This window comes from Sedimentitalea sp., assembly GCF_039973035.1.
Classification (GTDB): domain Bacteria; phylum Pseudomonadota; class Alphaproteobacteria; order Rhodobacterales; family Rhodobacteraceae; genus Sedimentitalea.
In genome coordinates this window covers 21,836-44,355 of record NZ_JBDWLR010000054.1, presented here as the reverse complement: position 1 = coordinate 44,355, position 22,520 = coordinate 21,836, and the positions used below count along the sequence as shown (strand labels likewise).

The 22,520-nt window shown below is 58.8% G+C and carries 24 protein-coding genes and 1 tRNA gene; 12 read left to right on the top strand and 13 right to left on the bottom strand.

The window, feature by feature from the left end; translation table 11 throughout:
- Positions 1 to 127, top strand: a 127-nt coding sequence (locus ABJO75_RS13435) for a transposase (protein ID WP_348123866.1), incomplete at its 5' end; no start/stop codon positions are given.
- Positions 128 to 705: 578 nt separating this feature from the next.
- On the opposite strand, the gene ABJO75_RS13430 is transcribed toward ABJO75_RS13435, so the two are convergent.
- Positions 706 to 795: transfer RNA gene (locus tag ABJO75_RS13430), tRNA-Ser, on the bottom strand.
- Between the two features lie 124 nt (positions 796 to 919).
- Here ABJO75_RS13430 and ABJO75_RS13425 point away from each other — a divergent pair.
- From ABJO75_RS13425 to ABJO75_RS13405, 5 genes are all read left to right on the top strand, one after another.
- Positions 920 to 1,789 carry a DUF2059 domain-containing protein gene (locus tag ABJO75_RS13425; RefSeq protein ID WP_348124051.1) on the top strand — a complete coding sequence of 290 codons (870 nt, stop codon included), beginning with the start codon at positions 920 to 922 and terminating at the stop codon, positions 1,787 to 1,789.
- A gap of 1 nt (position 1,790) precedes the next feature.
- Complete coding sequence (locus tag ABJO75_RS13420; RefSeq protein WP_348124050.1) at positions 1,791 to 2,609, top strand: DUF2059 domain-containing protein; 819 nt, start codon at positions 1,791 to 1,793, stop codon at positions 2,607 to 2,609.
- Between the two features lie 187 nt (positions 2,610 to 2,796).
- Positions 2,797 to 3,441, top strand: a complete 645-nt coding sequence (locus ABJO75_RS13415; RefSeq protein ID WP_348124048.1) for a 50S ribosomal protein L21 — start codon at positions 2,797 to 2,799, stop codon at positions 3,439 to 3,441.
- A gap of 11 nt (positions 3,442 to 3,452) precedes the next feature.
- Positions 3,453 to 3,722, top strand: coding sequence for a 50S ribosomal protein L27 (gene rpmA / locus ABJO75_RS13410; RefSeq protein WP_348124046.1), 270 nt, complete (start codon positions 3,453 to 3,455; stop codon positions 3,720 to 3,722).
- 270 nt (positions 3,723 to 3,992) lie between these two features.
- Positions 3,993 to 4,529: a GNAT family N-acetyltransferase gene (locus ABJO75_RS13405; protein ID WP_348124044.1), complete on the top strand. Its 537-nt coding sequence runs from the start codon at positions 3,993 to 3,995 to the stop codon at positions 4,527 to 4,529.
- A 36-nt stretch (positions 4,530 to 4,565) separates the two neighbouring features.
- On the opposite strand, the gene ABJO75_RS13400 is transcribed toward ABJO75_RS13405, so the two are convergent.
- From ABJO75_RS13400 to ABJO75_RS13380, 5 genes are all read right to left on the bottom strand, one after another.
- Positions 4,566 to 6,221: a hypothetical protein gene (locus ABJO75_RS13400; protein WP_348124042.1), complete on the bottom strand. Its 1,656-nt coding sequence runs from the start codon at positions 6,219 to 6,221 to the stop codon at positions 4,566 to 4,568.
- A gap of 56 nt (positions 6,222 to 6,277) precedes the next feature.
- On the bottom strand, positions 6,278 to 7,486 hold the full coding sequence (locus ABJO75_RS13395; protein WP_348124040.1) for a multidrug effflux MFS transporter: 1,209 nt from the start codon (positions 7,484 to 7,486) through the stop codon (positions 6,278 to 6,280).
- Positions 7,487 to 7,638: 152 nt separating this feature from the next.
- Entirely contained in the window at positions 7,639 to 8,040 is a 402-nt protein-coding gene (locus tag ABJO75_RS13390) for a potassium channel family protein (RefSeq protein ID WP_348124038.1), read from the bottom strand.
- Positions 8,037 to 8,699, bottom strand: a complete 663-nt coding sequence (locus ABJO75_RS13385) for a DsbA family oxidoreductase (RefSeq protein WP_348124036.1) — start codon at positions 8,697 to 8,699, stop codon at positions 8,037 to 8,039. Before ABJO75_RS13385 ends, ABJO75_RS13390 begins: the two co-directional genes overlap by 4 nt.
- Positions 8,696 to 10,213 (bottom strand): class I adenylate-forming enzyme family protein, encoded by a 1,518-nt coding sequence (locus ABJO75_RS13380; protein ID WP_348124034.1) that lies wholly within the window; start codon positions 10,211 to 10,213, stop codon positions 8,696 to 8,698. Before ABJO75_RS13380 ends, ABJO75_RS13385 begins: the two co-directional genes overlap by 4 nt.
- A gap of 64 nt (positions 10,214 to 10,277) precedes the next feature.
- Here ABJO75_RS13380 and ABJO75_RS13375 point away from each other — a divergent pair, with 64 nt between their 5' ends.
- On the top strand, positions 10,278 to 10,901 hold the full coding sequence (locus ABJO75_RS13375; RefSeq protein WP_348124032.1) for an XRE family transcriptional regulator: 624 nt from the start codon (positions 10,278 to 10,280) through the stop codon (positions 10,899 to 10,901).
- Positions 10,902 to 10,937: 36 nt separating this feature from the next.
- On the opposite strand, the gene ABJO75_RS13370 is transcribed toward ABJO75_RS13375, so the two are convergent.
- Both ABJO75_RS13370 and ABJO75_RS13365 read right to left on the bottom strand, forming a co-directional pair.
- Entirely contained in the window at positions 10,938 to 11,174 is a 237-nt protein-coding gene (locus tag ABJO75_RS13370) for a hypothetical protein (RefSeq protein WP_348124030.1), read from the bottom strand.
- Positions 11,175 to 11,324: 150 nt separating this feature from the next.
- Positions 11,325 to 13,040, bottom strand: coding sequence for an extracellular solute-binding protein (locus ABJO75_RS13365; protein ID WP_348124055.1), 1,716 nt, complete (start codon positions 13,038 to 13,040; stop codon positions 11,325 to 11,327).
- Positions 13,041 to 13,470: 430 nt separating this feature from the next.
- Between ABJO75_RS13365 and ABJO75_RS13360 the strand changes: the two genes are divergently transcribed.
- Both ABJO75_RS13360 and ABJO75_RS13355 read left to right on the top strand, forming a co-directional pair.
- Positions 13,471 to 14,244, top strand: coding sequence for a 3-hydroxybutyrate dehydrogenase (locus tag ABJO75_RS13360; protein WP_348124028.1), 774 nt, complete (start codon positions 13,471 to 13,473; stop codon positions 14,242 to 14,244).
- Positions 14,245 to 14,336: 92 nt separating this feature from the next.
- A complete protein-coding gene (locus ABJO75_RS13355) occupies positions 14,337 to 15,371 on the top strand; it encodes a patatin-like phospholipase family protein (protein ID WP_348124026.1) in 1,035 nt (344 codons plus the stop codon).
- Positions 15,372 to 15,375: 4 nt separating this feature from the next.
- On the opposite strand, the gene ABJO75_RS13350 is transcribed toward ABJO75_RS13355, so the two are convergent.
- The 4 genes from ABJO75_RS13350 to ABJO75_RS13335 form a co-directional block, all read right to left on the bottom strand.
- Positions 15,376 to 16,077, bottom strand: coding sequence for a DUF502 domain-containing protein (locus tag ABJO75_RS13350; protein WP_348124024.1), 702 nt, complete (start codon positions 16,075 to 16,077; stop codon positions 15,376 to 15,378).
- A gap of 69 nt (positions 16,078 to 16,146) precedes the next feature.
- The gene (locus ABJO75_RS13345) at positions 16,147 to 17,070 is read right to left on the bottom strand and encodes a pseudouridine-5'-phosphate glycosidase (RefSeq protein WP_348124022.1); all 924 of its coding nucleotides are present in this window, start codon (positions 17,068 to 17,070) and stop codon (positions 16,147 to 16,149) included.
- On the bottom strand, positions 17,067 to 17,963 hold the full coding sequence (locus tag ABJO75_RS13340) for a PfkB family carbohydrate kinase (RefSeq protein WP_348124020.1): 897 nt from the start codon (positions 17,961 to 17,963) through the stop codon (positions 17,067 to 17,069). The genes ABJO75_RS13345 and ABJO75_RS13340 overlap by 4 nt, the downstream gene beginning before the upstream one ends.
- A gap of 54 nt (positions 17,964 to 18,017) precedes the next feature.
- On the bottom strand, positions 18,018 to 18,818 hold the full coding sequence (locus ABJO75_RS13335) for a DUF4198 domain-containing protein (RefSeq protein ID WP_348124018.1): 801 nt from the start codon (positions 18,816 to 18,818) through the stop codon (positions 18,018 to 18,020).
- Between ABJO75_RS13335 and ABJO75_RS13330 the strand changes: the two genes are divergently transcribed.
- The gene (locus ABJO75_RS13330) at positions 18,817 to 19,956 is read left to right on the top strand and encodes a HupE/UreJ family protein (protein WP_348124017.1); all 1,140 of its coding nucleotides are present in this window, start codon (positions 18,817 to 18,819) and stop codon (positions 19,954 to 19,956) included. The genes ABJO75_RS13335 and ABJO75_RS13330 overlap by 2 nt on opposite strands.
- On the opposite strand, the gene ABJO75_RS13325 is transcribed toward ABJO75_RS13330, so the two are convergent.
- A complete protein-coding gene (locus ABJO75_RS13325; RefSeq protein ID WP_348124015.1) occupies positions 19,949 to 20,578 on the bottom strand; it encodes a thiamine phosphate synthase in 630 nt (209 codons plus the stop codon). The genes ABJO75_RS13330 and ABJO75_RS13325 overlap by 8 nt on opposite strands.
- Before the next feature lie 166 nt (positions 20,579 to 20,744).
- On the opposite strand from ABJO75_RS13325, the gene gatC reads away from it, so the two are divergent.
- Together gatC and gatA are read left to right on the top strand one after the other, a co-directional pair.
- On the top strand, positions 20,745 to 21,032 hold the full coding sequence (gene gatC, locus ABJO75_RS13320) for an Asp-tRNA(Asn)/Glu-tRNA(Gln) amidotransferase subunit GatC (RefSeq protein WP_348124013.1): 288 nt from the start codon (positions 20,745 to 20,747) through the stop codon (positions 21,030 to 21,032).
- Complete coding sequence (gene gatA, locus ABJO75_RS13315; RefSeq protein ID WP_348124012.1) at positions 21,032 to 22,519, top strand: Asp-tRNA(Asn)/Glu-tRNA(Gln) amidotransferase subunit GatA; 1,488 nt, start codon at positions 21,032 to 21,034, stop codon at positions 22,517 to 22,519. The genes gatC and gatA overlap by 1 nt, the downstream gene beginning before the upstream one ends.
- Position 22,520 lies beyond the last annotated feature (1 nt).

Sequence of the window (22,520 nt, the reverse complement as noted above, 5' to 3'; positions counted from 1 at the left end):
GACGGTGATCGAGATCATGTTTGGCAGGCTCAAGGACTGGAGGCGCGTCGCAACCCGATATGACAGATGTCCGAAGGTCTTCCTCTCGGCCATCGCGCTCGCCGCAACCGTCATCTATTGGTTATGAATCCTGACACTAGTAACGTCATCAAGCGTTTTATCTCTCGAAAGCGTCCAATACTCATCTAAAGCTATCGCTGATAGTTAGCTTTGGTATCCCTGCTGTTCCGAGTAGTGCGCAAGCTTCATCAATATCCGATGCACGTTCAATGCGCTCCAACAACTTGTGCGTCGATAAGTCTGTGACGTTGTCAACGGACAAGTAGCGAAACCCTCGCGCGGCAGCCACTTGTACAGGGGCCAAGTGGCTTCGTGTGGCGTCTACGCCATCTCCTGAAAGTCTCGCGTCCCACCCCTCGAGCGAGTTGTCCCAGACCAAGCGCCATTTTGCTTCAGCTTGCTCTCTACTGTCTGTGTGAAGCGACAGTAGAATAGCTCGACGTTTTTCGACAGAATGGCACCTTTTGGGTACTCGCCGGCGCAAATACCAAGTTTTGGATCGTAGAGCTATCGGCGTGTTTGAAATACTGGTCCGTGTGTATCACTTTGTGTGTCAGAAAGTGTATCACCCGGAAGTTTTTTGGTCGAGACTTTAGGGATATAGCAATAAAAATAGGCCGTTATCTTGGTTTGGGGCCTGTAAATTGGCGGAGAGACAGGGATTCGAACCCTGGGTGGGCTTGCACCCACAACGGTTTTCGAGACCGCCCCGTTCGACCACTCCGGCACCTCTCCGCGGGGGTCTGGTGCGTGCGTGTAATCGGGATCGCGGGGGCTGGCAAGGGCCGTTTTTATCGTTGACCACCCGTTCTCGCGAAATTCATTTGCGGTCGCGTGTAAAAAGCTTACGATTTTGGGTATGTCATATCATTCACATCGCATTTCCTTTCACCGTTCGCGCTGGCCTTTTGGCCTTGGCGCACCCCTTTTCCTGACGTTGCTGTTGCTGACACTCCCGGGGGGGGTGATGGGCGCGGGGCGGGACCGGATTGAGGCTTTTCTGAACGTGACAGGCTTTGACGTGGCGCTTGACAGTATCGCGCTTTCGGCAGGCTCGGCACCGGACATGTTGGGCGTCGATGAAAACAAGTTTGGCTCTGATTGGGAACGGCTTGCAGACGAGGTGTTCGATACGGCCGTAATGCACGACATGGCGCTCGAGATTCTTGAGCAAACCTTGACGGATGATGCCTTGGATCATGCTGTAACATTCTATGCCAGCGATCTGGGACAGCGCCTTGTCGAGGTCGAGAACCAGACGCATATGAACGAGGATGAGACCAAGGAACTCGAAGGACAAAGGTTGGTTGCCGATATGGTTGCCGCGGGGGATTTGCGGCTGGAGATGTTCAAGCGGATGAACAACGCCATTGATGCTTCGGGAAGCAGTTTGCGCGCTATCCAGGAGATCCAGTTTCGTTTTCTAATGGCCGCCGCATCTGCGGGGGTCGTCGAATTGCGCATGGATCCAGAGGACCTGCGGATGATGTTCAAGGCGCAGGAGCCGGACTTGCTGCCGGTCTTGCGGCAATCGGCACTTGCTGGGGCTGCCTATACCTACCGCTCGTTTTCCGACGACGATCTGGCCGCCTATGTCGAGGCTTTGGAAGAGCCTGAGATGATAGAGGTCTACGAATTGTTGAATGCGGTGCAGTACGAGATCATGGCCAATCGGTTTGAAGTTCTGGCCGGCGGCATGACCGAGCTGCACCCTGGACAGGATATCTGAAATGCGGATGCGTCGGCTGGTGGCAGGGCTTGTCGCGCTGGTGATGCTGACATCGACCGCATGGGCAGAACCGCTCGAACAAGAACTGGCCCGTGTCCTCAAGGTAGACGAGGTGTCCGCGATCCTGCGGGATGAAGGGGTGCGATACGGAGCCGAACTTGAGGCCGACATGCTTGGGGGACAGGGAGGCAGGTACTTTCAGGATCGAGTGGCTGCGCTCTATGATGCTGATGCCATGGGCGCGGCACTCACCAAAGCCTTGGCTCAGACGCTGGACAACGATGAGATGCGGGCCGTCATAGACTTTTTTGATACGAAAGAGGGCCAGCGCATTCTGACGCTTGAGAATGCGGGCAGGGTGGCGATGGCGGACCCGGCTGTCGAAGTCCTCGCACGGGCGACCTATCAGGACCTCGTGGGCAGCGATGATCCCCATCTGGTGGCCGTTGAACGCTTTGTCGAAACGAACGACCTGATCGAGCGCAACGTCACATCCGGTCTGGATTCCAACTACCACTTCCTTCGCGGTCTGGTCGAGGGCGGCGGCGCAAAGATGGGCGAGCGCGAGATAGTGTCAGAGGTCTGGGCGCAGGAGGATGAAATGCGCGCGGATACCACCAGCTGGATCTACGGGTTTCTTTTGATGGCCTATCAACCGCTGACCGGGGACACGTTGCAATCTTATTCCGACTTTTCAGCGTCGGTGGCGGGACAGTCGTTAAACAAGGCGCTGTTCATCGGGTTTGAGCAGATATACAACGAAATCTCCTACGAACTCGGACTGGCCGTGGCGCAGGCGATGAATGGCAGCGATATTTGAGCGGGATTGCGGTTGACAGACGGCTCTGCTCTGTTCATAAGCGCGCATCCCGGCCCGAGTGATCGCGCCGGGTTTATGTATCATATCGCCCGGACATGGGCGCGCTGTCTGAGGTGGCTCTGGGGTTTCCCAGTCCAAAACACCCAACCGGGGGACCACAGGACGCGGTAGACAAAGGAAGAGACGCATGTTTGCGGTCATGAAGACCGGTGGCAAGCAGTACAAGGTTCAAGCGGGCGATATGCTTCGCGTTGAAAAACTGGCTGCAGACGCTGGCGAAACAATTCAGTTCAACGACATCCTGATGCTGGGCGGTGATAAAACCGTCGTAGGCGCACCGCTGATCGAAGGTGCCGGCGTTCAGGCCGAAGTTGTCGACCAGATCAAAGGCGAGAAGGTCACCCACTTTGTCAAGCGTCGCCGGAAGCATTCCAGCAAGCGCACAAAGGGCCACCGCCAGAAACTGACTCTGGTCAAGATCACCGACGTCCTGTCGTCGGGTGCCGACAAGTCCGGCGTTAAGGCCGCTGTTGGTGCGGGTTCTGTTGCCGCTGTTGCGGTTGCAGCCACCGAAGCCAAGGCGCCTGCCAAGAAAGCTGCAGCCCCCAAGGCCAAAGCTGCGCCGGTTGAAGGTGCTGACGATCTGAAAAAGCTTTCTGGCGTTGGCCCGGCGCTTGAGAAAAAGCTGCACGCCGCTGGCGTTACGACTTTTGCTCAGGTCGCGGCATGGACCGACGAAGACGTTGCTGCTATGGATGAGCAACTGTCGTTCAAAGGTCGGATCGAGCGTGAAGGCTGGATCGAACAGGCCAAAGAACTGGCTAACGGTTAAGGAGAGAAAGAATGGCACATAAGAAAGCTGGCGGTTCCTCCCGTAACGGACGCGACTCTGCGGGTCGTCGTCTCGGCGTAAAACTCTATGGCGGTCAGGCTGCCATCCCCGGAAATATCATCGTGCGTCAGCGCGGGACCAAATTCTGGCCGGGCGAAGGCGTTGGCATGGGCAAGGATCACACGATCTTTGCAACAGTCGATGGCGCGGTGACCTTTCACAAGGGTCTGAAAGGGCGCACCTTTATTTCGGTCATGCCCGAAGCCGAGGCCGCTGAATAAGCCGAACCTTAAAGGTCAAGCATACCAAGGGATCGGCGGGCACCGCCGGTCCCTTTTTTGTGTCACGAGCAAACAGCCACAGGTTGTCGCCAAATTTGCCTCAATTCTGCTAAGATGCTGGGTGATACTGCTCTTGATCAAGTTTTCTTTGGGGAAAACCCGTTGCGGCGCATGTTGAATATGCCGCGCGGAATCCCCAATTCTTAAGGACGCTGGTGTCTGTCGCCAGGTTGTCCATGTTTTTGTGATGTTCGGAGGAGGGACAGGCGCATGAAGTTGGATCAAATCATCAACCAGCCGGTAATTGAAACGGAACGGTTCGATTTGCGACCACTGCGGCGTTCGGACAAGGGACTGATCGAACTCTATTGGAGCGATGAACGGGTGGCGCGGATGACCACGTCCATCCCCCATCCCCTGCCGCCCGGCTTGGTAGAGGGTTTCATCGCCCGCGCCATGTCAGATGACCGGAACGAAGATGTCTGGGCAATGGATGGCACAAAGTCCGGCGGCTCTGAACTCAAGGGGCTGATTTCCCTCAACCGGCTTGATCGGGATCAGTCGGAAGTCGGCTATTGGGTTGCACCCATCTATTGGAATACGGGGCTCGCCTCCGAGGCGGTAGAGGCTTTGGTACAGGCCAATCCACTGGGCAGCAACGCGATGTTCGCGAGCGTGTTCCAGGACAATCCGGCCTCGGCACGGGTGCTGATCCATTGTGGTTTTGAGTATCTTGGTGATGCCGAGAGCTTTTCGGTGGCGCGCGATACCACTGTGCCTACCTGGACCTACAGCCGCAAACACTGACGGTTCCGCCGCAGGGGGCGTGCTTGATCTGATCGACTACTGCATCGCCTTTTGCGCGCAGAAACACGACGCCGCTACGGCGCGATCCGCACGTGCGAGGGCAAGATCAAGGCGTAGCTTGATCTGAACGCTTTCGACCTGTTCGCCGCGTTCGATCAGACAGTCGTACAATCCCTTGAGGCTCCAGACGTTGTCCGGATGTATCGTTGCGCGGCTTAACTGCCCACCCAGGCCAAGGTCTTCGCGATAGACGGCTTCGGCGTCTGCGACATGGCCTTGTTCGAACAACAATGCGCCCAAGGCGTGGCGGGCAGGCTGCATCCAGCCCCAGGGTTCGTCATAGAGGAGCGCATCGTCAAGTTCGATGGATCTCCGCAAATGGGCAAAGGCGGCCGCATGGTTGCCTTTACGGTATTCGATCTCGCCCCGCAGCATTTCGGTCGCGATTTCAAGCAGATCAACGACGGTGTTATTGTGCAATAGTCGGGTTTCCGGCACGCGCGCCTTGGCGGCCAGAAACACCTGTTCTTCGGCCTCTGCCTCGGCAACGCGACCCAAGGCTGCAAAGGCAAGCGCACGCGCATAATGCGTTGTCGCCGCCAATGTGCGATACAGATCCAGGTCAGCCGGAGGGGGCATCGCGATCAGGTCTTCCCAACGACCAAACCGGATCAGGATATGAGGCTCCATCGCCATGAAGCTTTCAAAATAGTCGGCCATTGGCGGGCTTTCGATGCGCAGCATCTCTTCGGGGACGGTGTCCGCCATTCCCCGTACCGCCGCAAGGGCCGGTTCCATCTGTCCGAGAAACAGCGCGCCATAGATGACAAAGTGGTAATTGTGCTGGCGATAGCCGGTGTAGATATTGAATGCGCCTTCGCGCTCATAGTACTTTAAATCGGCCTCGATGGCCTTTTGGTTCCAGTAAACCACGTTGTGATAGTGACCGCACAGCACGTCGATATGGGTGGGCATATGGATGAGATGGCCAGCATCCGGCACCAGTGTTCTCAGCACATCACCTGCCTGAAGCGCTTTTTCAGGATACGGCGACATTTCCATCAGGTGCACATAGAGGTGGAGCAATCCCGGATGCTGCATCGCCTCGGGCACATTCTGCATCGCGTCTTCCAGGGCGCGTTGGGCCTCAAGCGTTGCGGCACCTTCGGCGGGCTGCGCCTTGGCCAGATCCCACATTTGCCAGGGTGTCAGGTTCATCAGGGCTTCGACATAGATTGTCCGCAGGTCAAGGTGATCGGGCACCGCTGCGAATGCTGCGCGCATGGCGTCGGCATAATCGTGGTTCCACCCTTGCATATCATCGATCGGGTCACGCTGCGGATATCGGGCGAGCAGGGCGCGGATCAGGGCTTGTTCGACGGGCGTGGTTCCACCAGCAAGCGCCAGCGCGGATTGCGTCGCGTCGTAGGCCAGCGCCAGCGCCTTGGCGCGTCCGGCCTCATCGAACAGCTCCCACGGCATATTGTAATTCGGACCGCCCGCATAGGCGACACCCCAGTGCGCCATCGCACAGTCAGGATCATGGGTCAGGGCGCGTTGAAAGCAGGCACCGGCCTCTTCGTGGTTAAAGGCGAAGGTCCAGATCAGGCCGCGATCAAACCATAGCTGAGCGTCCGGTGAACCGGTTGTTACCGGACACCTGTAGCTGCCCAGATCATAATAGTCTGACATCCACTCAATCTCCCTTTGCGACAACGTATCAGAGGGCCGCATTCGGAAACAGAGATTTACGCGACGCTCCGCTTCTCAAGTCGGCCCATCTGCAGCATCAGGAGGAATCCGACCACCGCGCAGGCAAAGATGCCAAAGGCCAGCGGATAAAGCGTGCCATCAAACAGCAGACCAATCGGGGCGGCAATCAGCACGGCGCATACGGTTGCGATGGCCCCGATGACCGAAGCTGCCATGCCGGCGATATGCCCCATGGGCTCCATCGCGATGGCGTTCAGATTGCCAAGCGTGGTTCCGGCGATGAAAAAGACCGAGGTTTGCCAAATCACGAACAGCGCAAACATTGCATCCATCGACAGCCCGATATCCGACACCAGCAGAATGACCCCAGAGGCGACGATCTGCGCGGCCAGTGACCATGTAACCATGCGCCGCATTCCGACGCGTCCGACCACCGCAGCGTTCAGGATGCTGGCTCCGCCGGAAATCAGCGCGACCGCCCCAAACCAGAAGGGAAAGCTGGCAGCATGGTCAAAGATCACGTCATAGACCGGCTGCACCTGACTGAGCAGGGTAAACAACATGCCAAGGCAAAGGCACTGCACCAGAATTGACAGGCGCACGGTGGGATGCCCCAGCATCTCGCGCACGGCATCCAGCATCAGCGGCAAGCGAAAGCGGCGACGATTCTCAGGCGGCAGGGGTTCTGGCAGCCGAACAGCCATCCAGAGCGCGGTGATGGACGCAAACAGGATGAAGGCGACGAAAATCCCGCGCCAGCCAGAAAACGCGATGATGAGCGCGCCGATCATCGGGGCAAAGGCTGGAAAGATGGTAAAGATCATCATCGCGATCGACATCATCTTTGCCATTTCACGGCCTGAATAGAGGTCACGCATAATCGCGATGCCCACGATTCTTGGCGACGCAGCACCGATGCCCTGAAAGACACGGGCCACGAGGATCCACTCCAAAGAAGTGCTGTACCAGGCCGCAGCTGCCGCCACCATGTAAAGGGCCAACCCCGCAAAGATCACCGGCTTGCGGCCAAAACTGTCCGACAGCGGTCCGGTGACAAATGTTCCGATGCCAAGACCCAGTACAAACGAGGTCAGGATCAATTGCGCGCGGTTGACGTCATCCGGGCTCAGTTCACGGCCGATATCGGGCATGGCGGGCAGCATTGCGTCGATGGAAAATGCGATGGTTGCGAACATCATCGCAACAAGCGCGATGAATTCACCGCGTGACATTTGCTTTTTCATGATCAGAACTCCGCGCTATCCGCGTGCGCTAACACAGGAGATGGCGTCGTGCCATACCGTGCGATGCACAGATGGCTCTGCAAAAATGCGCCTTTGTAGAATGTTGAAAATGTACCGTTCTCAGGCTGGGTAAGACCGACAGTTTGCCGGTCTCAGGGATGCCGTGCGGAGGTATCCGAGGGGTCTTGATCATCAGATGGCTCGGGTTGATCATCTTCGTTGGCCGCCGGAATTGGTCTGTCGCGATGCTCATGACCAAGGTGACCCACCAACCAATCGGCATTTTCCTTGCGCTTTAGCATTTGGTAGAGTGCGAACTGCTGGATCGCGACAGCAAATACCCCCAACCCCGCAAAGATCAAGATGGTTGTCCCGATCTTGCCAAGCGCTGTGATAGGAACCAGAGAGCCATACCCCACGGTGGATATGGTCACGACGGTAAAGAAGTAGGAATCCAGCCAGCTCCAGCCTTCGACAAAACGAAAGAACACCGTGCCAGAGACGAGAACGATAACGAGCGTGACGATAACTGTGTTCGGGCCGATCTGTTTCACTGATCGACGGCTTCTTTCAGCTGTTCCGTCAATTCACCGATGACCTTTCGCCAAAGCTCGGGCGGTTGCGCGCCCGGAACCGCGTGTTTTCCGGCGACGATAAAGGTGGGCACCGAATTAACGCCCATCTCGCGGCTGTTGGTGTCGCGCTTGATGATGTCGTCGCGATCCGCGTCAGAAGCGAGAAGCCGCAGCACCACGGATGCATCAAGCCCGATACCATCCGCGATGTCGGCCAGTGTTTCGTGATCGCCAATGTCACGACCATCGACAAAATAGGCCTTGAAAAGGGCATCCACGGCGGCAAGCTGTTTCTGTTCGACCCCGGCCCAATGAATCAGGCGGTGCGCGTCCAGCGTGTTGGGGGTGCGGGTTATGGCCTCAAGGTTGATCGTCAGACCCGCCGCCTCTGCGCGTTCGACAACCGGCGCATAGGCGCGCGTAGCACCTTCCTTGCCGCCAAACTTGGTTTCGAGGTATTCGCGCCGGCCCATGCCCTCTGCCGGCATGTCCGGGTTCAGCTGAAACGGATGCCATTGGATGACAAACGGATGATCCGGAACCGAGGCGAGCGCCGCGTCGAGGTTGGCCTTGCCGATATAGCACCACGGGCAGATCGGATCAGAGAGAATATCAAGCGTGATGGTTTGGTCGGTCATTTGGTCTGCGCCTCAAAATATGCTGGCAACGCCCGGCGCAGCAGCTTGCCATTGGCACTTGCGGGAAGTGCTGGCAGGTGAACATAGGCGCGCGGTTGCTTGTAGCGCGCCAGCTTGGACCGGACATAAGACTCCAGCTCCAATTCGTCCAGTGGCGAGGGGCCAGTGTAGAAGGCAACGATGATCCGGGTGTCTTCCTTGATCTCGATATCGGTAACGCCGACCTGGGTAATATCAGGATGCCCGGCCAGCGCCGTTTCGACTTCGAGCGGGGACACCCGATAGCCACCGGCGTTCATCATGTCATCATTGCGACCGAGATAGGTGATTTGCCCGTCCACGGCCATCGCACCCAGATCGCCGGTCAGAAACCAGTCGCCCTGCAACCTCGCCGCACTTTCCTGAGGTGCGTTGAGATAGCCCATCATCAAACCGGGATCGTTGTGGTGCACGGCGATCACGCCTGACTGTCCCTGCGGGACCGGGCCGTTTTCATCGACAATGGCAATGCGCCGTCCTTGCTGGGGCTGTCCGAGGGCGTCGCCACGTGCGGGATGGCCGGGGCTTGACGAAATGAAGGTCGAACATTCGGACAATCCATAGGCCTCGTAAAGGTCGGTTCCGGTGGTGTCTGACCACATCGCATGAAGATGGGACGACAGCTTTTCGCCCGCACAGAGGCCATGGCGCAGAGCCGGAAGATTCAGATGCGCGCCGTCGGTGAGAAACTTGCGATAGACACCCGGTGCCGCGGCGAAAATCGTCGCTTTGTGCTTGCGCAACAGGGCGGGGAGTGCGGCAAGGTCGGTGCCCGGTTCCGGGATCAGCGCGGTCGCTCCGATGGTCCAGGGATCCATCAGGCCGGTGCCCAATGTATAGGTCCAGTTGAACGCGCCAGCATGGCACAGGCGGTCCTCTGACGTCAGCCCATACCAGCCATCGATCATCATCTGACGCGCCCATATCGCCCGGTGGGCATGGGCCACGGCACGCGGTTTGCCCGATGTGCCCGAAGTATAGACCACATAGGCCAGTCTGTTGGGGTCGCCCATGGCCCAGTCACAGGGCGCGCAGTCGCGCATCGCGCGTAACGCTGAAAGGTCGATTTCACAGGGATGTTCGGCGCTTTCGACCGCAGAATCGCGCAACACGGCGGCGGGCGACAATTCGGCAATCATCTTGCCAACTTCGGGCGCGGTCAGTTGCGAGGACGTCGGGACCGGCACCAGCCCGGCAGCGATCGCACCCAGATAGGCGATTGGAAAGTCGACGGTATTGCCCAACCGCATGAGCACGATGTCACCGGGGCGCAATCCTGCGTTCAGCAATCCGGTCCCGGTTCCCCGCACCGCGTTTTCGAGTTCCGAATAGGTCCAGTCCTGCGAGCCGTTCTGGCTGAGGACCGAGAGCGCAACTTTGCTGGCATGCGTCGAGGCGCGGCCCAGGACATGGGCGGCCAGATTGAACGGATCGGGGCAGGGCGGCGGAGGCCCGTTGTCAAATATCGATAGCATGGCCTGTGGCTAGCCCGCCGCCGTGGCCGTTGCAAGCCACGCACGGCAACCCTATAGAACCGCAATGACACCGCGCGATCCCAAATCCATCATTCGTATTGCCCGCAAAGCCGGCGACGAAACCGTGGCCGAGCCGTTGGACCTTGGCCTGCGGGTGCGGGATTTGCGCAAGGCGCAGGGCTGGACCTTGGAACAGGCGGCCCGGCAGGCGGGGCTGGCACGTTCGACCTTGTCCAAGATCGAGAACGGGCAGATGTCGCCCACCTATGATGCGCTCAAGAAACTGGCAGTGGGCCTGCGCATCTCGGTGCCGCAATTGTTTACCACGCCGCAGAGCGGGCAGGTCAATGGCCGCATGGCGGTGACCCGTATCGGCGAGGGCGAGGCGCATGCAACCGCGACCTACGAGCATGAATTGCTGGCCGAGACCCTGTCCAAAAAACAGATGTTGCCCTATCGCGCCCGTGTCCGTGCCCGATCAATGGAAGAGTTCGATGGTTGGGTGCGCCATGACGGTGAAGAATTTCTGTATGTGCTGACCGGCGTGGTGCAGCTTTTTACGGAATTCTATGAACCGGTCGAAATGCGCCGTGGTGACAGCGCCTATTACGACGCGGCGATGGGGCATAATGTCGTGTCGGTCAGCGAGGAAGACGCGATGATCCTGTGGGTGACGTCGCTGTCCTGATAACCATTGTCGCGGGGGCTTGTCGTTTAGGCGCGATTACGCGGCCTCGTGGCCGCCGCTGCTTTCGAGAACCAGCGCCTCGACAAAGATGAAATCGTCAATCTCTTCGCGTGCTTCGGTCAGGGACAGGTTGTGAGTCTCTGCCAGATACGCCTCGAACCCGCCGCGATCGACCTTGGCGAATGGCATGGCACCGTCGTCAAGATGTGGAAAACGGGTTTGCAGCCTTTTGTACCAAACGCCCCAGTTACGGGTCATATCCGCCCAAGTCATGTGTGCATCCCCTTCGGCATTCCAATGCCTCCCCTAACGCAGCCTAGCGATGCTGCAGCGCAGAGAAACGTGGCGATCTGTCGCAGCAGTGTTACATTCGTTAACAGTGTCTTTCGAGCCGAAGGATTGGACGCAGTGGGTGATCAAACCCTAGTTCTCTTCGTACCACCAGACATCAGGAAGAAAGCCGGTGCGATCGCCGTAGATTGGCAAGTGTTCGGGATAGTGTAACTGGCGGGCATGGGCGATGCGTCCGACATCATACTGCCAGACCGGGATCACATAGCGCCCGGTGGTCAGAACGCGGTCAAGCGCGCGCGCCGCGGCGGTGAATTCCTCACGAGATTCTGTCGCGAGCATCTTGTCGATCAACCCATCGACGGCGACCGATGCGACCCCCATCAGGTTTCGTGTTCCCGGCACATCCACTCCCTCGCTGCCCCAGTAGAGGCGCTGCTCGTTACCGGGTGACAGCGACAGTTCGCGGCGGAAGGTGGTCATGTCAAAGTCATACTGGTCGATCCGCGCGGCGTATTGGGCATCGTCCACGGTGCTGACATCAACCTGGATACCCAGTCGCGAGAGCGCACGACTGTAGATCTCGATCACGGTCTGGTTGCTGCCGTCGCCCTGTCGCAGCAGCACCTCAATTGCAAAGGGGACGCCCTGCGCATTTCTCAGTTCGCCATCCTGAACCGTCCAACCTGCTGCCGCCAGCATATCAACAGCGCGGCGCAGATTGCCGCGGTTGCGGGCGGTACCATCACTGGTGGGCAGGGCGTAACCCTCCAGCGCACCCGGCAACAGTGCGTCCGCATAGGGTTCCAGCATTTCAAGGACTTGGCCCGTCGCCGGACCGGGCTGCATCGCCAGCTCGGAACTGGAGAAATAGGATGTGATCCGAGGCTGTGCACCGCCGGTCATCGTATCGTTGATGTATTCGAAATTGAACGCGAGCAGCATCGCCTCGCGGACGCGCCAGTCATCAAACGGCGCGCGTCGGGTGTTCATCACAAAACCGGTCATCCCCGAAGGGCGTTTGTGCGGTATCTCCGATTTGATCACGTCGCCACGCAGCACCGCCGGAAAGCCGAATTGGGTCTCCCATTTTTCGGCGTTGAACTCTCGCAGCGCGGTCAGTTCGCCGGCTTTGAACGCCTCGAACAGAACCGTCTGGTCACCATAGAATTCGATTCGCAATTCATCGAAGTTTTGTGTTCCCCGGCGAAATGGAAGGTCGTTCGCCCAATAGTCTGGATTTCTGCGCAAGGTGACGTTTCGGCCAGCCTCAAAATCGCTGATCACATAGGCGCCTGAACCGATGGGGATATTGTTCAGGCCCGAGGCCGTAAAGTCGAGGTCCTGCCACTGTGCCTTTTTCAGGATCGGTCGCATTCCGGCGATTAGCGCAAGCTCCCGGTCATCAGTATTGAACGTGATTTTCAGGCTGCGCTCGCCGGTCTGAACGATGCTTTCGATCTGGGTGGCAAACCCGCGATACCGCAGGTGCCCCTGCGTGCCGAGCGTCTCATAGGACCAGATCACATCTTCGACAGTGACCGGGCTGCCATCGGAAAATCGAGCTTCGGGACGCAAGGTGAATTCAACCCACGAGCGATCCGGCGCGGTGCGAATCGATTCGGCGAGCAGCCCGTACAGGGTGAACGGTTCGTCCCATGAACGCCCCATCAGGGATTCGTATCCCCAGAAGCGCAATTGCCACGGCGCTGTGCCTTTTTGGACAAATGGATTGAGGGAATCAAATCCGCCGGTATTGCCGAACACAACCCGGCCACCCTTGGGCGCATCCGGGTTTGCATAGGGCAGGGACACAAAATCAGGTGGTAGCGCCGGTGCTCCATACATAGCTATGCCATGCGGTGATTCCGCCGATGCGGTATAGGCCACCAAAACGGTGGCGAATCCGGTGACGCGCGCGCTTGCGCGGTGAAAAAAATCTAGTCGCACTTTGGCAACAATCCTGCTCTGGCCTTGTTTTGTTAGGCCACAAGTTAACGAGGGATTCATGTCTTTTCAAACTTTTAGCTTGGACGTCGGAGGGGAATTGCGTATAAGAACGTTACTGCTCGATAGGTTTCTTGCCTGTATGAAACCTGCCTCAATAACTCAACGCCCGCTTCGCGCGGGCGTTTTTTTTTGGGCATACACTTGCTCAATGGTTCTGTCGCAAGTTGGTTAACTATTCGTAACCAGACGCGGAGGATGTTTACCGTTTCCTTTGCAGCTGCAGCATGTCACTTTGCGCGACATCAACCAACAGAGCAGAGGGCCTGTCATGACGCTGAAGGGAAAGACCGCAATCATCACCGGATCGAATTCGGGAATCGGTTTGGGTGTCGCGTGGGAACTGGCGCGGGCAGGGGCGGATGTCGTGCTGAATTCCTTTACGGATCGCGATGAGGATCATGCGTTGGCCAAGAAGATTGCCGATGAGACGGGTGTAAAGGCACGTTATATCAAGGCCGACATGTCCAAGGGCGACGAATGCCGTGCGCTGATTGAACAGGCAGGCGTCTGCGACATTCTCGTGAACAACGCCGGGATACAGCATGTGGCGCCGATTGATGAGTTTCCGGTCGAGAAATGGGATGCGATCATCGCGATCAACATGAACTCGGCCTTTCACACGACAGCCGCCGCGCTGCCGGTGATGCGCAAGGCCGGGTGGGGACGGGTGGTCAACATCGCCAGTGCGCATGGTCTGACGGCAAGCCCGTTCAAGGCTGCATATGTCGCGGCAAAGCATGGGGTCGTGGGCATGACCAAGACAGTGGCCCTGGAGACAGCGCGCGAACCGATTACCGCGAACGCGATTTGTCCCGGCTATGTGCTGACACCGCTGGTTGAGGCACAGATTCCCGACACGATGGAAAAATATGGCATGGGGCGCGACGAGGTGATCGAAAAGGTCATGCTGGAGCGGCAACCGTCCAAGGAATTTGCCACCGTGGAACAACTCGGCGGCACCGTCGTGTTCTTGTGTACCGATGCCGCAGCACAGATCACAGGAACGACGATCGGCGTCGATGGTGGCTGGACGGCCCTGTAGAAAGGGTCGGAAAGGGGGCCAGCCCCCTCCGGTGAAAATCGTATTTTCACCGTTCACCCCCGGAGTATTTTTCCAAAGCTGAAGGGCAGGATGTGGCGACTAAGAAACGGATAAACCTCGCATTGCAGGGCGGCGGCGCGCATGGAGCGTTTACCTGGGGTGTGCTCGACCGGATACTTGAAGACGACGATATCGAGATTGCCGGAATTTCGGGGACCTCTGCCGGGGCGCTGAACGGAGCCGCGTTGAAGGCTGGCATGATCACTGGCGGACGTGAAGGCGCGCGCGCCAATCTCGATTGGTTGTGGTCACAGGTCACCGGGCAGCAGGATGCGCGTCTGGTAGAGTGGATGCATGGGTTGGATACGGGCAAGATGGCGCGTGCGATCGAGTATTCGCCTGCGTTTGCCGCGCTGGACCTGTGGTCCCGCGTGGTGTCGCCCTACAGCTATGGCCCTTTTTATCGCAATCCGCTGATCCCGATCGTGGAGAAGTTTGATTTTGGCAAGGTCTGTGCCGACGCCGGCCCGGATCTGTTTATCTGCGCCACGCGGGTACGTACCGGGAAGATCCGGGTCTTTTCCGGAGATGACATCAGCACCGATGCGATTCTAGCGTCTGCCTGTCTGCCCACGGTGTTTCAGGCGGTCGAGATCGACGATCCTGAAACCGGTCGCCGCGAAGCCTATTGGGATGGTGGATATACTGGCAATCCGGCGCTGTTCCCACTGTTTGCGCGGCATCTTCCTGCTGACATCTTGATTATCAATATCAATCCGCTGGAGCGCGACTCACTGCCGGTGACGACACAGCAGATTCAGAACCGGATCAACGAGATCAGCTTTAACTCGTCACTCCTGAGGGAGTTGCGCGCGATTTCATTTGTGCAACGGCTGCTTGATGACGGAACGCTTACGTCAGAGGACAAGGCGCCCGTCCTGGTGCATATGATCGCCGATGACGGGCTGATGAATGAATTGTCCGTGGCGACCAAGCTGGTGCCAAGCGTCTATTTTATCGAAAAGCTCAAGGCGGCAGGGCGTGCAGCGGCTGAGGCTTTCCTCGCTGAACACAAGAAGGACCTGAACAAGGTCAGCACGGTGGATCTCGCCGGCGCCTATAGCTGAACAGCTATTTCGCCGAAGAACCTTGACCATCCGGCGCAACGGTTGCGTCCTTGCCGTTGGGATAGACGAGACCGGCAGAGATAACCAATTTAGCCGCCTCTTCGACGGACATGTCCAGTTCGATGACGTCTTCCTTGGGCAGGAACAGCAGAAAACCGGACGTCGGGTTGGGGGTTGTCGGAAGGAACACGCTGACCAGTTTTCCGGTGGTTTCGGCGCGTTTTGCGACCTCGCCTTTGGCTGTTGTCGATATGAAACCGATCGCCCAAATATCCTTGCGCGGATATTGAATCAGGCACGCCTTTTCGAACGAGCGTTCGGATTGTGCAAACACGGTTTCCGAAATCTGCTTGATCCCGGAATAGATCGACCGAACCACCGGCATCCGGTCAACGATGCTCTCGCCCCAGCGAATCAACGACCGTCCGATCAGACCCTTGCCGATCCATCCGACCATGATGGTAAAGAGCAGAAAGATGATGACGCCGACACCACGCAGGTTGATGCCGATGTATTCCTCGGGGCGCAGGCGATGCGGCACCAGAGGCAGGACAAAACCGTCAATCCATCCGATCACGGACCAGATCAGCCAGATGGTCAGACCCACCGGTGCAATCACCACCAATCCGGTCAGAAACGACGAGCGTAGCCTCGAGAAGAGGCTGACTTTACGTGGGTGAGGGTTTTCGTCGAATGGGGTGGTCATGTGTAATCCGCCAGTTCCGACGCGCAACTTATGTCTTCGCGATGCGGGCTACAATAGCTGGTGAAAACGTCAGCAACCTTGACTGCGGAGAGCGCCCATTGATTGTGCGATCCGGGCTGCGAACCGCGCATTGTTCCGGACCAGCGCAATGTTCGCGGTGAGTGACTGACCTTTGGTTTGCTCGTAGATGCGCTGCAACAGGTAAGGTGTCACGGCCTTGCCGATGATCCGGTGGCGCGCGGCATCCGCCTGTGCGGCGACAATGATGGGGGCGAGCGTCTCGGCCGGGATTTCGGCCTCGGCCGGAATCGGATTCGCTACCAGTTGACCGCCGGGAATATTCATCGCTCGACGCGTCATGTGTGCACGGGCGATGGAATCGGGATCATCCATCCGCAGAGGTGCATCAAACGGAGACCGTGCCGACCAGAAGGCGGGAAAGGCATCCTGCCCGACCGCGATCACCGGCACACCAAGGGTTTCCAGAACCTCAAGCGTCTTGCTGATATCCAGAATGGCCTTGGCACCAGCGGCGACAACAGTGACCGGTGTTTGCGCGAGCTCTTGCAAATCGGCGGAAATGTCAAAGCTCGCCTCAGCACCGCGATGCACGCCGCCAATGCCGCCGGTTGCAAAGACGTCGATCCCTGCCAGATGTGCGGCGATCATAGTCGCAGCGACCGTGGTGGCCCCGGTGCCGCCGGTCGCGAGACAGGCCGCAAAATCCGCGCGCGAAAGCTTGGCGACGCCTCGTGCCTGACCCAATCCATCGAGTTGTTCGGATTCCAGCCCGATGTGCAGGCACCCCTCGATCACCGCGATGGTGGCCGGTGTTGCTCCGGCATCGCGGATGTCCTGTTCGACCTGACGCGCGACCTCGACGTTCTGTGGATGCGGCATGCCGTGGGTGATGATCGTGCTTTCCAGCGCCACGATGGGTCGTTGATTTTGGCGCGCGGTCTGGACTTCGGCGGAATAAATGGGATCGATCACAGGGGTGTTTCTCCTGAAACATAGGTGGCGGCGGCGTGCAGGGCGCGGGCGAGGGCGGTTTGGCGGTCAGCGCCTGTGGCCTCGGCGGCAATGTGGGCGGCCATGAATGTATCACCCGCGCCGGTGACACGGGTGACAAGCACTTCGGGCGGGGTCTGGCAGATCAGATCGTCGGCATCTGCCTCGGTTGCCGAGTTGCCGCCATCGGTGACCAGCACCTTGAGCGCACCACGCGACAACAGGCCGATTGCGGCCTCACGTGATGTGCCGAATTCAGTCTGGCACAGGAGCCCGGCCTCTTCGAGATTGACGTAGAGCGTGGCGCGTCGGTGGTTGAGAAATGGCAGCAACCGTTCCGCCTTGCCCGGAGAGGCCGGGGCGACGCGAAGGTCGGCGGTGGCAAAGGCCGGGCTCTGCGCGATTTTCTCAAGCAGCGAGTGCGTCAGGTTGCCATCCAGCGCGACATGACCGCGATAGGGAGTGGTGTCTGATCCCAGTGTCCCGTTGCTCAATGGGCGAAGGATCTTGTCGCCTGCCGCCTCAAGCGAATGTGCGTCGGCAATTGCCGCGATCAACCCGTTGGCGCCTTCGACCGCCATATAGCGATCGGTGGGCAGATCCTCGGAGCGATAGACATGCTCGGTGATCATGCCAAGTTCAGTGCAGGCTGCGACCAGTTCGTCGCCCTCGGCGTCGCGCCCGATGGCGGTCAGAAGAACGGGACTGAGGCCAAACCGCGCGAGTGTCATCGCGATGTTCATGGCGACGCCGCCGGGCAGACGTGAGATGCGCCCTGGCACGTCCGAGCCTTGCCTCATATGGCTCGCAGAGCGACCGATCACATCCCACAGGACGCTTCCGATGCACAGTACTGGGGCGTTTGATCCGGTCATGCCCCGACTTGTGCCGTTAAACGGATCCAGGTGCAAGCAATGGGCGCCGCAACGTCAGGGCACGGCGAAACTCATCGCGGCCCAGAGCGACTCCCAAACCTCGGGGCTGTCATCCGACAGCGGGCGCAGGACGACTGCATCCAACAGGTATTCATGTCCGGTTTTGACGGCGATTGTCGTCTGACCCTGCGTGTCAGTGCGTTGCAACCGGATGGTGACAGAATCGTCCAGTGCCTTCTCAAAAACCTCGACTTGCGCATCAGCCCGCGGCTGGCCCCGATACAGCAATTGTACCTGAACACCGTCGTCCAGATCACCGGTGTAGGGATTCGTCAGTGCCACGAATTCCGTTTCCATGCCCGATATACGGTCACTGCCAGCGCCATTCCCGACTGCGATCAGAGCTTTGGCATAGCGGGTGTAGCGCTCGGTAAAGCCATTTTCGGGGAGTTTGCGATCCAGATGCCTCGCGCGGATATCGGGAAAGTCCTTGTGATCGGCAAAGGCCTGAAATTTCTCCCAGGTCTTATACTCCAGTGTTTGTGGTGCGGTTTGATGGACGATGACCAATAGTCCGTCGTCGCCAGCGATGGTTCCAATCGCCGGGATATCGCCCATGCGTCCGGCATAGGGCGTCGACTTTCCGGCAACCACCTGCTCAAGCCGCGCGCTGCGCTTGTCAAAATAGGCAAGAGCCGAACCTTTGAATTTTTGCCCGTTTCGGAAATGCGCATTTAGCGTATCGCCGCTTTCGACTTGATATTCCTCCGGCTCAATCCAAAACTCATGTGACACCGCCGGAATGGCGGTGAGTAGCAATGCGGCCAGAACGGCCAGAAAACGGTGGAGTGACATGCGCAGAACCTTTGGACGACCAAGATCGATGCTGGTTCTCCGGGCTGTATTGTCAAGCCTGCTGCTGCTTTTGGCCTGCCCTGTGCAGGCGCATGAAGTGACGCCCACCATTGGCGATCTGACGGTTACGCAGGACGTGCTGACGCTTGATCTGCGCATGAATGTCGAGGCGTTCGTGGCGGGTATTGATCTGGATGGGATGGTCGATACCGACGAATCTGCCAAGTCAGACCAATACGATGCCCTGCGCGCGATGTCCCCGAATGTGCTTGGGCCACGTGTGCGCAGCTTTGCCGAGCAATGGATCGCGCAGCTTGGCGTTGATGCTGACGGTCCGGTTGCATTGTCTGTTGCAGCGATTGTCATTCCCGAAGTTGGCGATCCGGAGCTGCCGCGGGCGAGTCATCTCGTACTGATCGGGCACGTGCCAGAAACAGCGCAAACCCTGACGTTGCACTGGCCCGATGGGGCTGGCGATCTTGTCTTGCGCCAGCAGGGCGTTGAAGAAGCCTATACCGGCTACATCGAAGGCGGCGCATCCAGCCCGGCCATTTCTCTGGCGGGCGGGGCCAGCACCAGCGGTTGGCAGACCTTCTTATCCTATGTGCCGGTGGGTTTTGATCACATCCTGCCAAAAGGGCTGGACCACATCCTGTTTGTCCTCGGCCTGTTCTTTCTGAGTACACATCTGCGACCTCTGGTCTGGCAGATCAGCGCATTTACCCTTGCCCATACTGTGACGCTGGCACTTGGAGCGCTTGGCTGGGTGCGCGTACCCCCTGATATCGTCGAGCCGCTGATCGCCGCATCGATCACTTACGTGGCTGTCGAGAATATCGTGGCCGATGGTTTGAACCGCTGGCGGCCTGTGGTGATCTTTGGGTTCGGCCTGCTGCATGGACTGGGTTTCGCGAGCGTTCTGGGAGAGTTCGGGCTGCCACCGGGACAATTTTTGCCGGCGCTGATCGGCTTTAACGTCGGTGTCGAGATCGGTCAGCTGACGGTGATCGCCATCGCCTTTCTTGCGGTCGGAGTGTGGTTCAGAAACAAGCCATGGTACCGGGCGCTGATTGCGATACCCGCCTCAACTGTGATTGCATTGATCGGCGCCTATTGGTTCGTTGAACGTATCACTTGACCAGATCGATTGCCTGAAGGAGCGTCGCGAGCGACGCAGCAGGATCGTCTGCGTTCCAGATTTCATCGCCGATACCGAAGAAATCCGTAACCGGCGCAAGCGAGCGCAACAATTCAGGCGTCAGGCCGCCCTCGGCAACCACAGGGATTTCGATCACCTCGGACCACCATTGAAACAGATCCAGTTCTGCGACCGATCCGTCGCCCAAAGCGGTCTCTCCAACCGGGCCAAAGCTGATATAGTCTGCTCCTGCCTCGCCAGCCGAAAGCCCGTCATGCCTGGAGGTCCCGCAAAAACTGCCGACGATTGCATCCGGACCAAGCGCCTTGCGCGCGGCACGCACCGATTTCGCGGCGTCGGTGAGATGCACGCCATCAAGCCCGAGCCGCTCTGCCAGCACAACGTGATCGTCGATGACCAAGGCGACATCCCGTGCATGGGTGACTTCGCGCAGCGTGTCGGCAGCCCGCGCTATCCGGTCCTCGTCACGACCGGACATGGCCAGTCTCACACAAGCGATTTCGGCGCTGTCCATGACCTTGGCCAGCGTATCGGCAAACACCTCTGCCTCAAAAGCCTGCGGCGTCGTGAGGTAGATCTGCGGCTTGTCGGGGGTGTCCATGGGTGTGTTCCTTACAGTGTCTCGCCGTGGTGTAGCGGATCGACTGCTGGAAGAAAACTTCAATACAGCGAAGGGCGGCCAATCTGGGTGTGCCATCAGGCCATGCGCCTCTTGCGAGCCGTGCGTCGCAGGGGTAAACGCCTCGTGACAGAGCACGAGAGGTCCCATGTCGATTGATCAGAACAACGCCGCCCGGGTGGCCAAGCTGGCCCGGATCAAGGTCGAGGACGAGGCGCTGCCTGCGTTGGCCGCCGAATTCAACACCATTCTGGGCTTTATCGAGCAGTTGAACGAGGTTGATGTGGACGGTGTCGAACCGATGACCTCGGTAACCCCACAGCGGCTGAAACGGCGTGCGGACGTGGTGACTGATGGCGACCAGCAGGACAAAGTATTGTCGAACGCGCCCGATGCGCGCGAGGGCTTTTTTGCTGTGCCGAAGGTGGTTGAATAATGAGCGATCTGAACAAACTGGGTCTGGCGACGGCGCGCGATGCGCTCCGCGCGGGCGAAACGACATCTGTTGAACTGACCGATGCCTGTCTCGATGCCATCGAGACAGCGGGCGCGCTGAACGCTTTTGTGCACAATACACCGGACCTCGCGCGGGAACGCGCGGCAGCGGCTGATCAGCGGATCAAGGAGGGCGATGCCCCGGCGATGTGTGGTCTGCCGGTCGGTATCAAGGATCTCTTCTGCACGCAGGGTGTGCCATCACAGGCTGGTAGCCTCATTTTGCAAGGTTTCCTGCCGGAATATGAATCCACCGTAAGCCAGAAACTGGCGGATGCGGGGGCGGTGATGCTGGGCAAGCTCAACATGGACGAATTCGCCATGGGCAGCTCGAACGAAACCAGCACCTATGGCAATGCGGTCAGCCCCTGGCGGCGTGGCAACGACGACGCGGCGTTGACGCCGGGCGGGTCTTCGGGCGGCTCTGCTGCTGCGGTTGCCGCCGACCTGTGTCTTGCAGCGACCGGCACCGATACCGGTGGCTCGATCCGCCAGCCAGCTGCCTTCACCGGGACTGTGGGAATCAAGCCGACCTATGGGCGCTGTTCCCGCTGGGGCATTGTGGCCTTTGCAAGCTCGCTGGATCAGGCAGGGCCGATGACGAAATCGGTGCGCGATGCGGCGATCATGCTCGAGGCGATGGCCGGACATGACCCCAAGGACAGCACCAGCGCCGATCTGGCGGTGCCGGATTTCGAAGCGATGCTGACCGGGGACATCAAGGGCAAGAAAATCGGGATTCCCAAGGAATACCGCATGGAAGGTATGCCGGCCGAGATCGAAAAGCTGTGGGCAGACGGTGCCGACATGCTGCGCGATGCAGGGGCCGAGATTGTCGACATCAGCCTGCCGCACACCAAATACGCGCTGCCTGCCTATTACGTGATCGCGCCAGCCGAGGCGTCGAGCAACCTCGCGCGATATGACGGCGTGCGCTATGGCCACCGGGCCACGCTGGCGCAGGGTGACGGCATCACCGAAATGTATGAAAAGACCCGCGCCGAAGGATTTGGACCCGAAGTGCAGCGCCGCGTGATGATCGGAACCTACGTACTGAGCGCGGGGTTCTATGACGCCTATTACAACCGGGCGCGCCGGGTGCGTACGTTGATCAAGAAGGATTTTGAGGATGTCTTTGCACAAGGCGTTGACGCGATCCTGACCCCTGCAACACCATCCGCTGCCTTTGGACTGGGCGAAATGGCCGAGGCCGATCCGGTGCAGATGTACCTGAACGACGTCTTTACCGTCACTGTGAACCTTGCGGGTTTGCCCGGCATCTCGGTGCCAGCAGGGCTTGACCAGAAAGGTCTGCCGCTTGGGCTGCAACTGATCGGGCGTCCATGGGAAGAAGGTGATTTGCTGAATACGGCATATGCGCTGGAAACGGCCGCCGGGTTTGTGGCCAAGCCTGCGAAATGGTGGTAGA

Excerpts from the sequence above, each read along its gene's own strand:
- ABJO75_RS13415 (WP_348124048.1), top strand. The coding sequence starts at position 2,797 with ATGTTTGCGGTCATGAAGACCGGTGGCAAGCAGTACAAGGTTCAAGCG.
- ABJO75_RS13325 (WP_348124015.1), bottom strand. The coding sequence starts at position 20,578 with ATGGACACCCCCGACAAGCCGCAGATCTACCTCACGACGCCGCAGGCT.
- ABJO75_RS13420 (WP_348124050.1), top strand. The coding sequence starts at position 1,791 with ATGCGGATGCGTCGGCTGGTGGCAGGGCTTGTCGCGCTGGTGATGCTG.
- ABJO75_RS13350 (WP_348124024.1), bottom strand. The coding sequence starts at position 16,077 with ATGACCACCCCATTCGACGAAAACCCTCACCCACGTAAAGTCAGCCTC.
- ABJO75_RS13425 (WP_348124051.1), top strand. The coding sequence starts at position 920 with ATGTCATATCATTCACATCGCATTTCCTTTCACCGTTCGCGCTGGCCT.
- ABJO75_RS13370 (WP_348124030.1), bottom strand. The coding sequence starts at position 11,174 with ATGACTTGGGCGGATATGACCCGTAACTGGGGCGTTTGGTACAAAAGG.
- ABJO75_RS13360 (WP_348124028.1), top strand. The coding sequence starts at position 13,471 with ATGACGCTGAAGGGAAAGACCGCAATCATCACCGGATCGAATTCGGGA.
- ABJO75_RS13340 (WP_348124020.1), bottom strand. The coding sequence starts at position 17,963 with ATGACCGGATCAAACGCCCCAGTACTGTGCATCGGAAGCGTCCTGTGG.
- gatC (WP_348124013.1), top strand. The coding sequence starts at position 20,745 with ATGTCGATTGATCAGAACAACGCCGCCCGGGTGGCCAAGCTGGCCCGG.
- gatA (WP_348124012.1), top strand. The coding sequence starts at position 21,032 with ATGAGCGATCTGAACAAACTGGGTCTGGCGACGGCGCGCGATGCGCTC.
- ABJO75_RS13395 (WP_348124040.1), bottom strand. The coding sequence starts at position 7,486 with ATGAAAAAGCAAATGTCACGCGGTGAATTCATCGCGCTTGTTGCGATG.
- ABJO75_RS13330 (WP_348124017.1), top strand. The coding sequence starts at position 18,817 with ATGCGCAGAACCTTTGGACGACCAAGATCGATGCTGGTTCTCCGGGCT.
- ABJO75_RS13405 (WP_348124044.1), top strand. The coding sequence starts at position 3,993 with ATGAAGTTGGATCAAATCATCAACCAGCCGGTAATTGAAACGGAACGG.
- ABJO75_RS13400 (WP_348124042.1), bottom strand. The coding sequence starts at position 6,221 with ATGTCAGACTATTATGATCTGGGCAGCTACAGGTGTCCGGTAACAACC.
- ABJO75_RS13335 (WP_348124018.1), bottom strand. The coding sequence starts at position 18,818 with ATGTCACTCCACCGTTTTCTGGCCGTTCTGGCCGCATTGCTACTCACC.
- ABJO75_RS13380 (WP_348124034.1), bottom strand. The coding sequence starts at position 10,213 with ATGCTATCGATATTTGACAACGGGCCTCCGCCGCCCTGCCCCGATCCG.
- ABJO75_RS13365 (WP_348124055.1), bottom strand. The coding sequence starts at position 13,040 with ATGTATGGAGCACCGGCGCTACCACCTGATTTTGTGTCCCTGCCCTAT.
- ABJO75_RS13375 (WP_348124032.1), top strand. The coding sequence starts at position 10,278 with ATGACACCGCGCGATCCCAAATCCATCATTCGTATTGCCCGCAAAGCC.
- rpmA (WP_348124046.1), top strand. The coding sequence starts at position 3,453 with ATGGCACATAAGAAAGCTGGCGGTTCCTCCCGTAACGGACGCGACTCT.
- ABJO75_RS13385 (WP_348124036.1), bottom strand. The coding sequence starts at position 8,699 with ATGACCGACCAAACCATCACGCTTGATATTCTCTCTGATCCGATCTGC.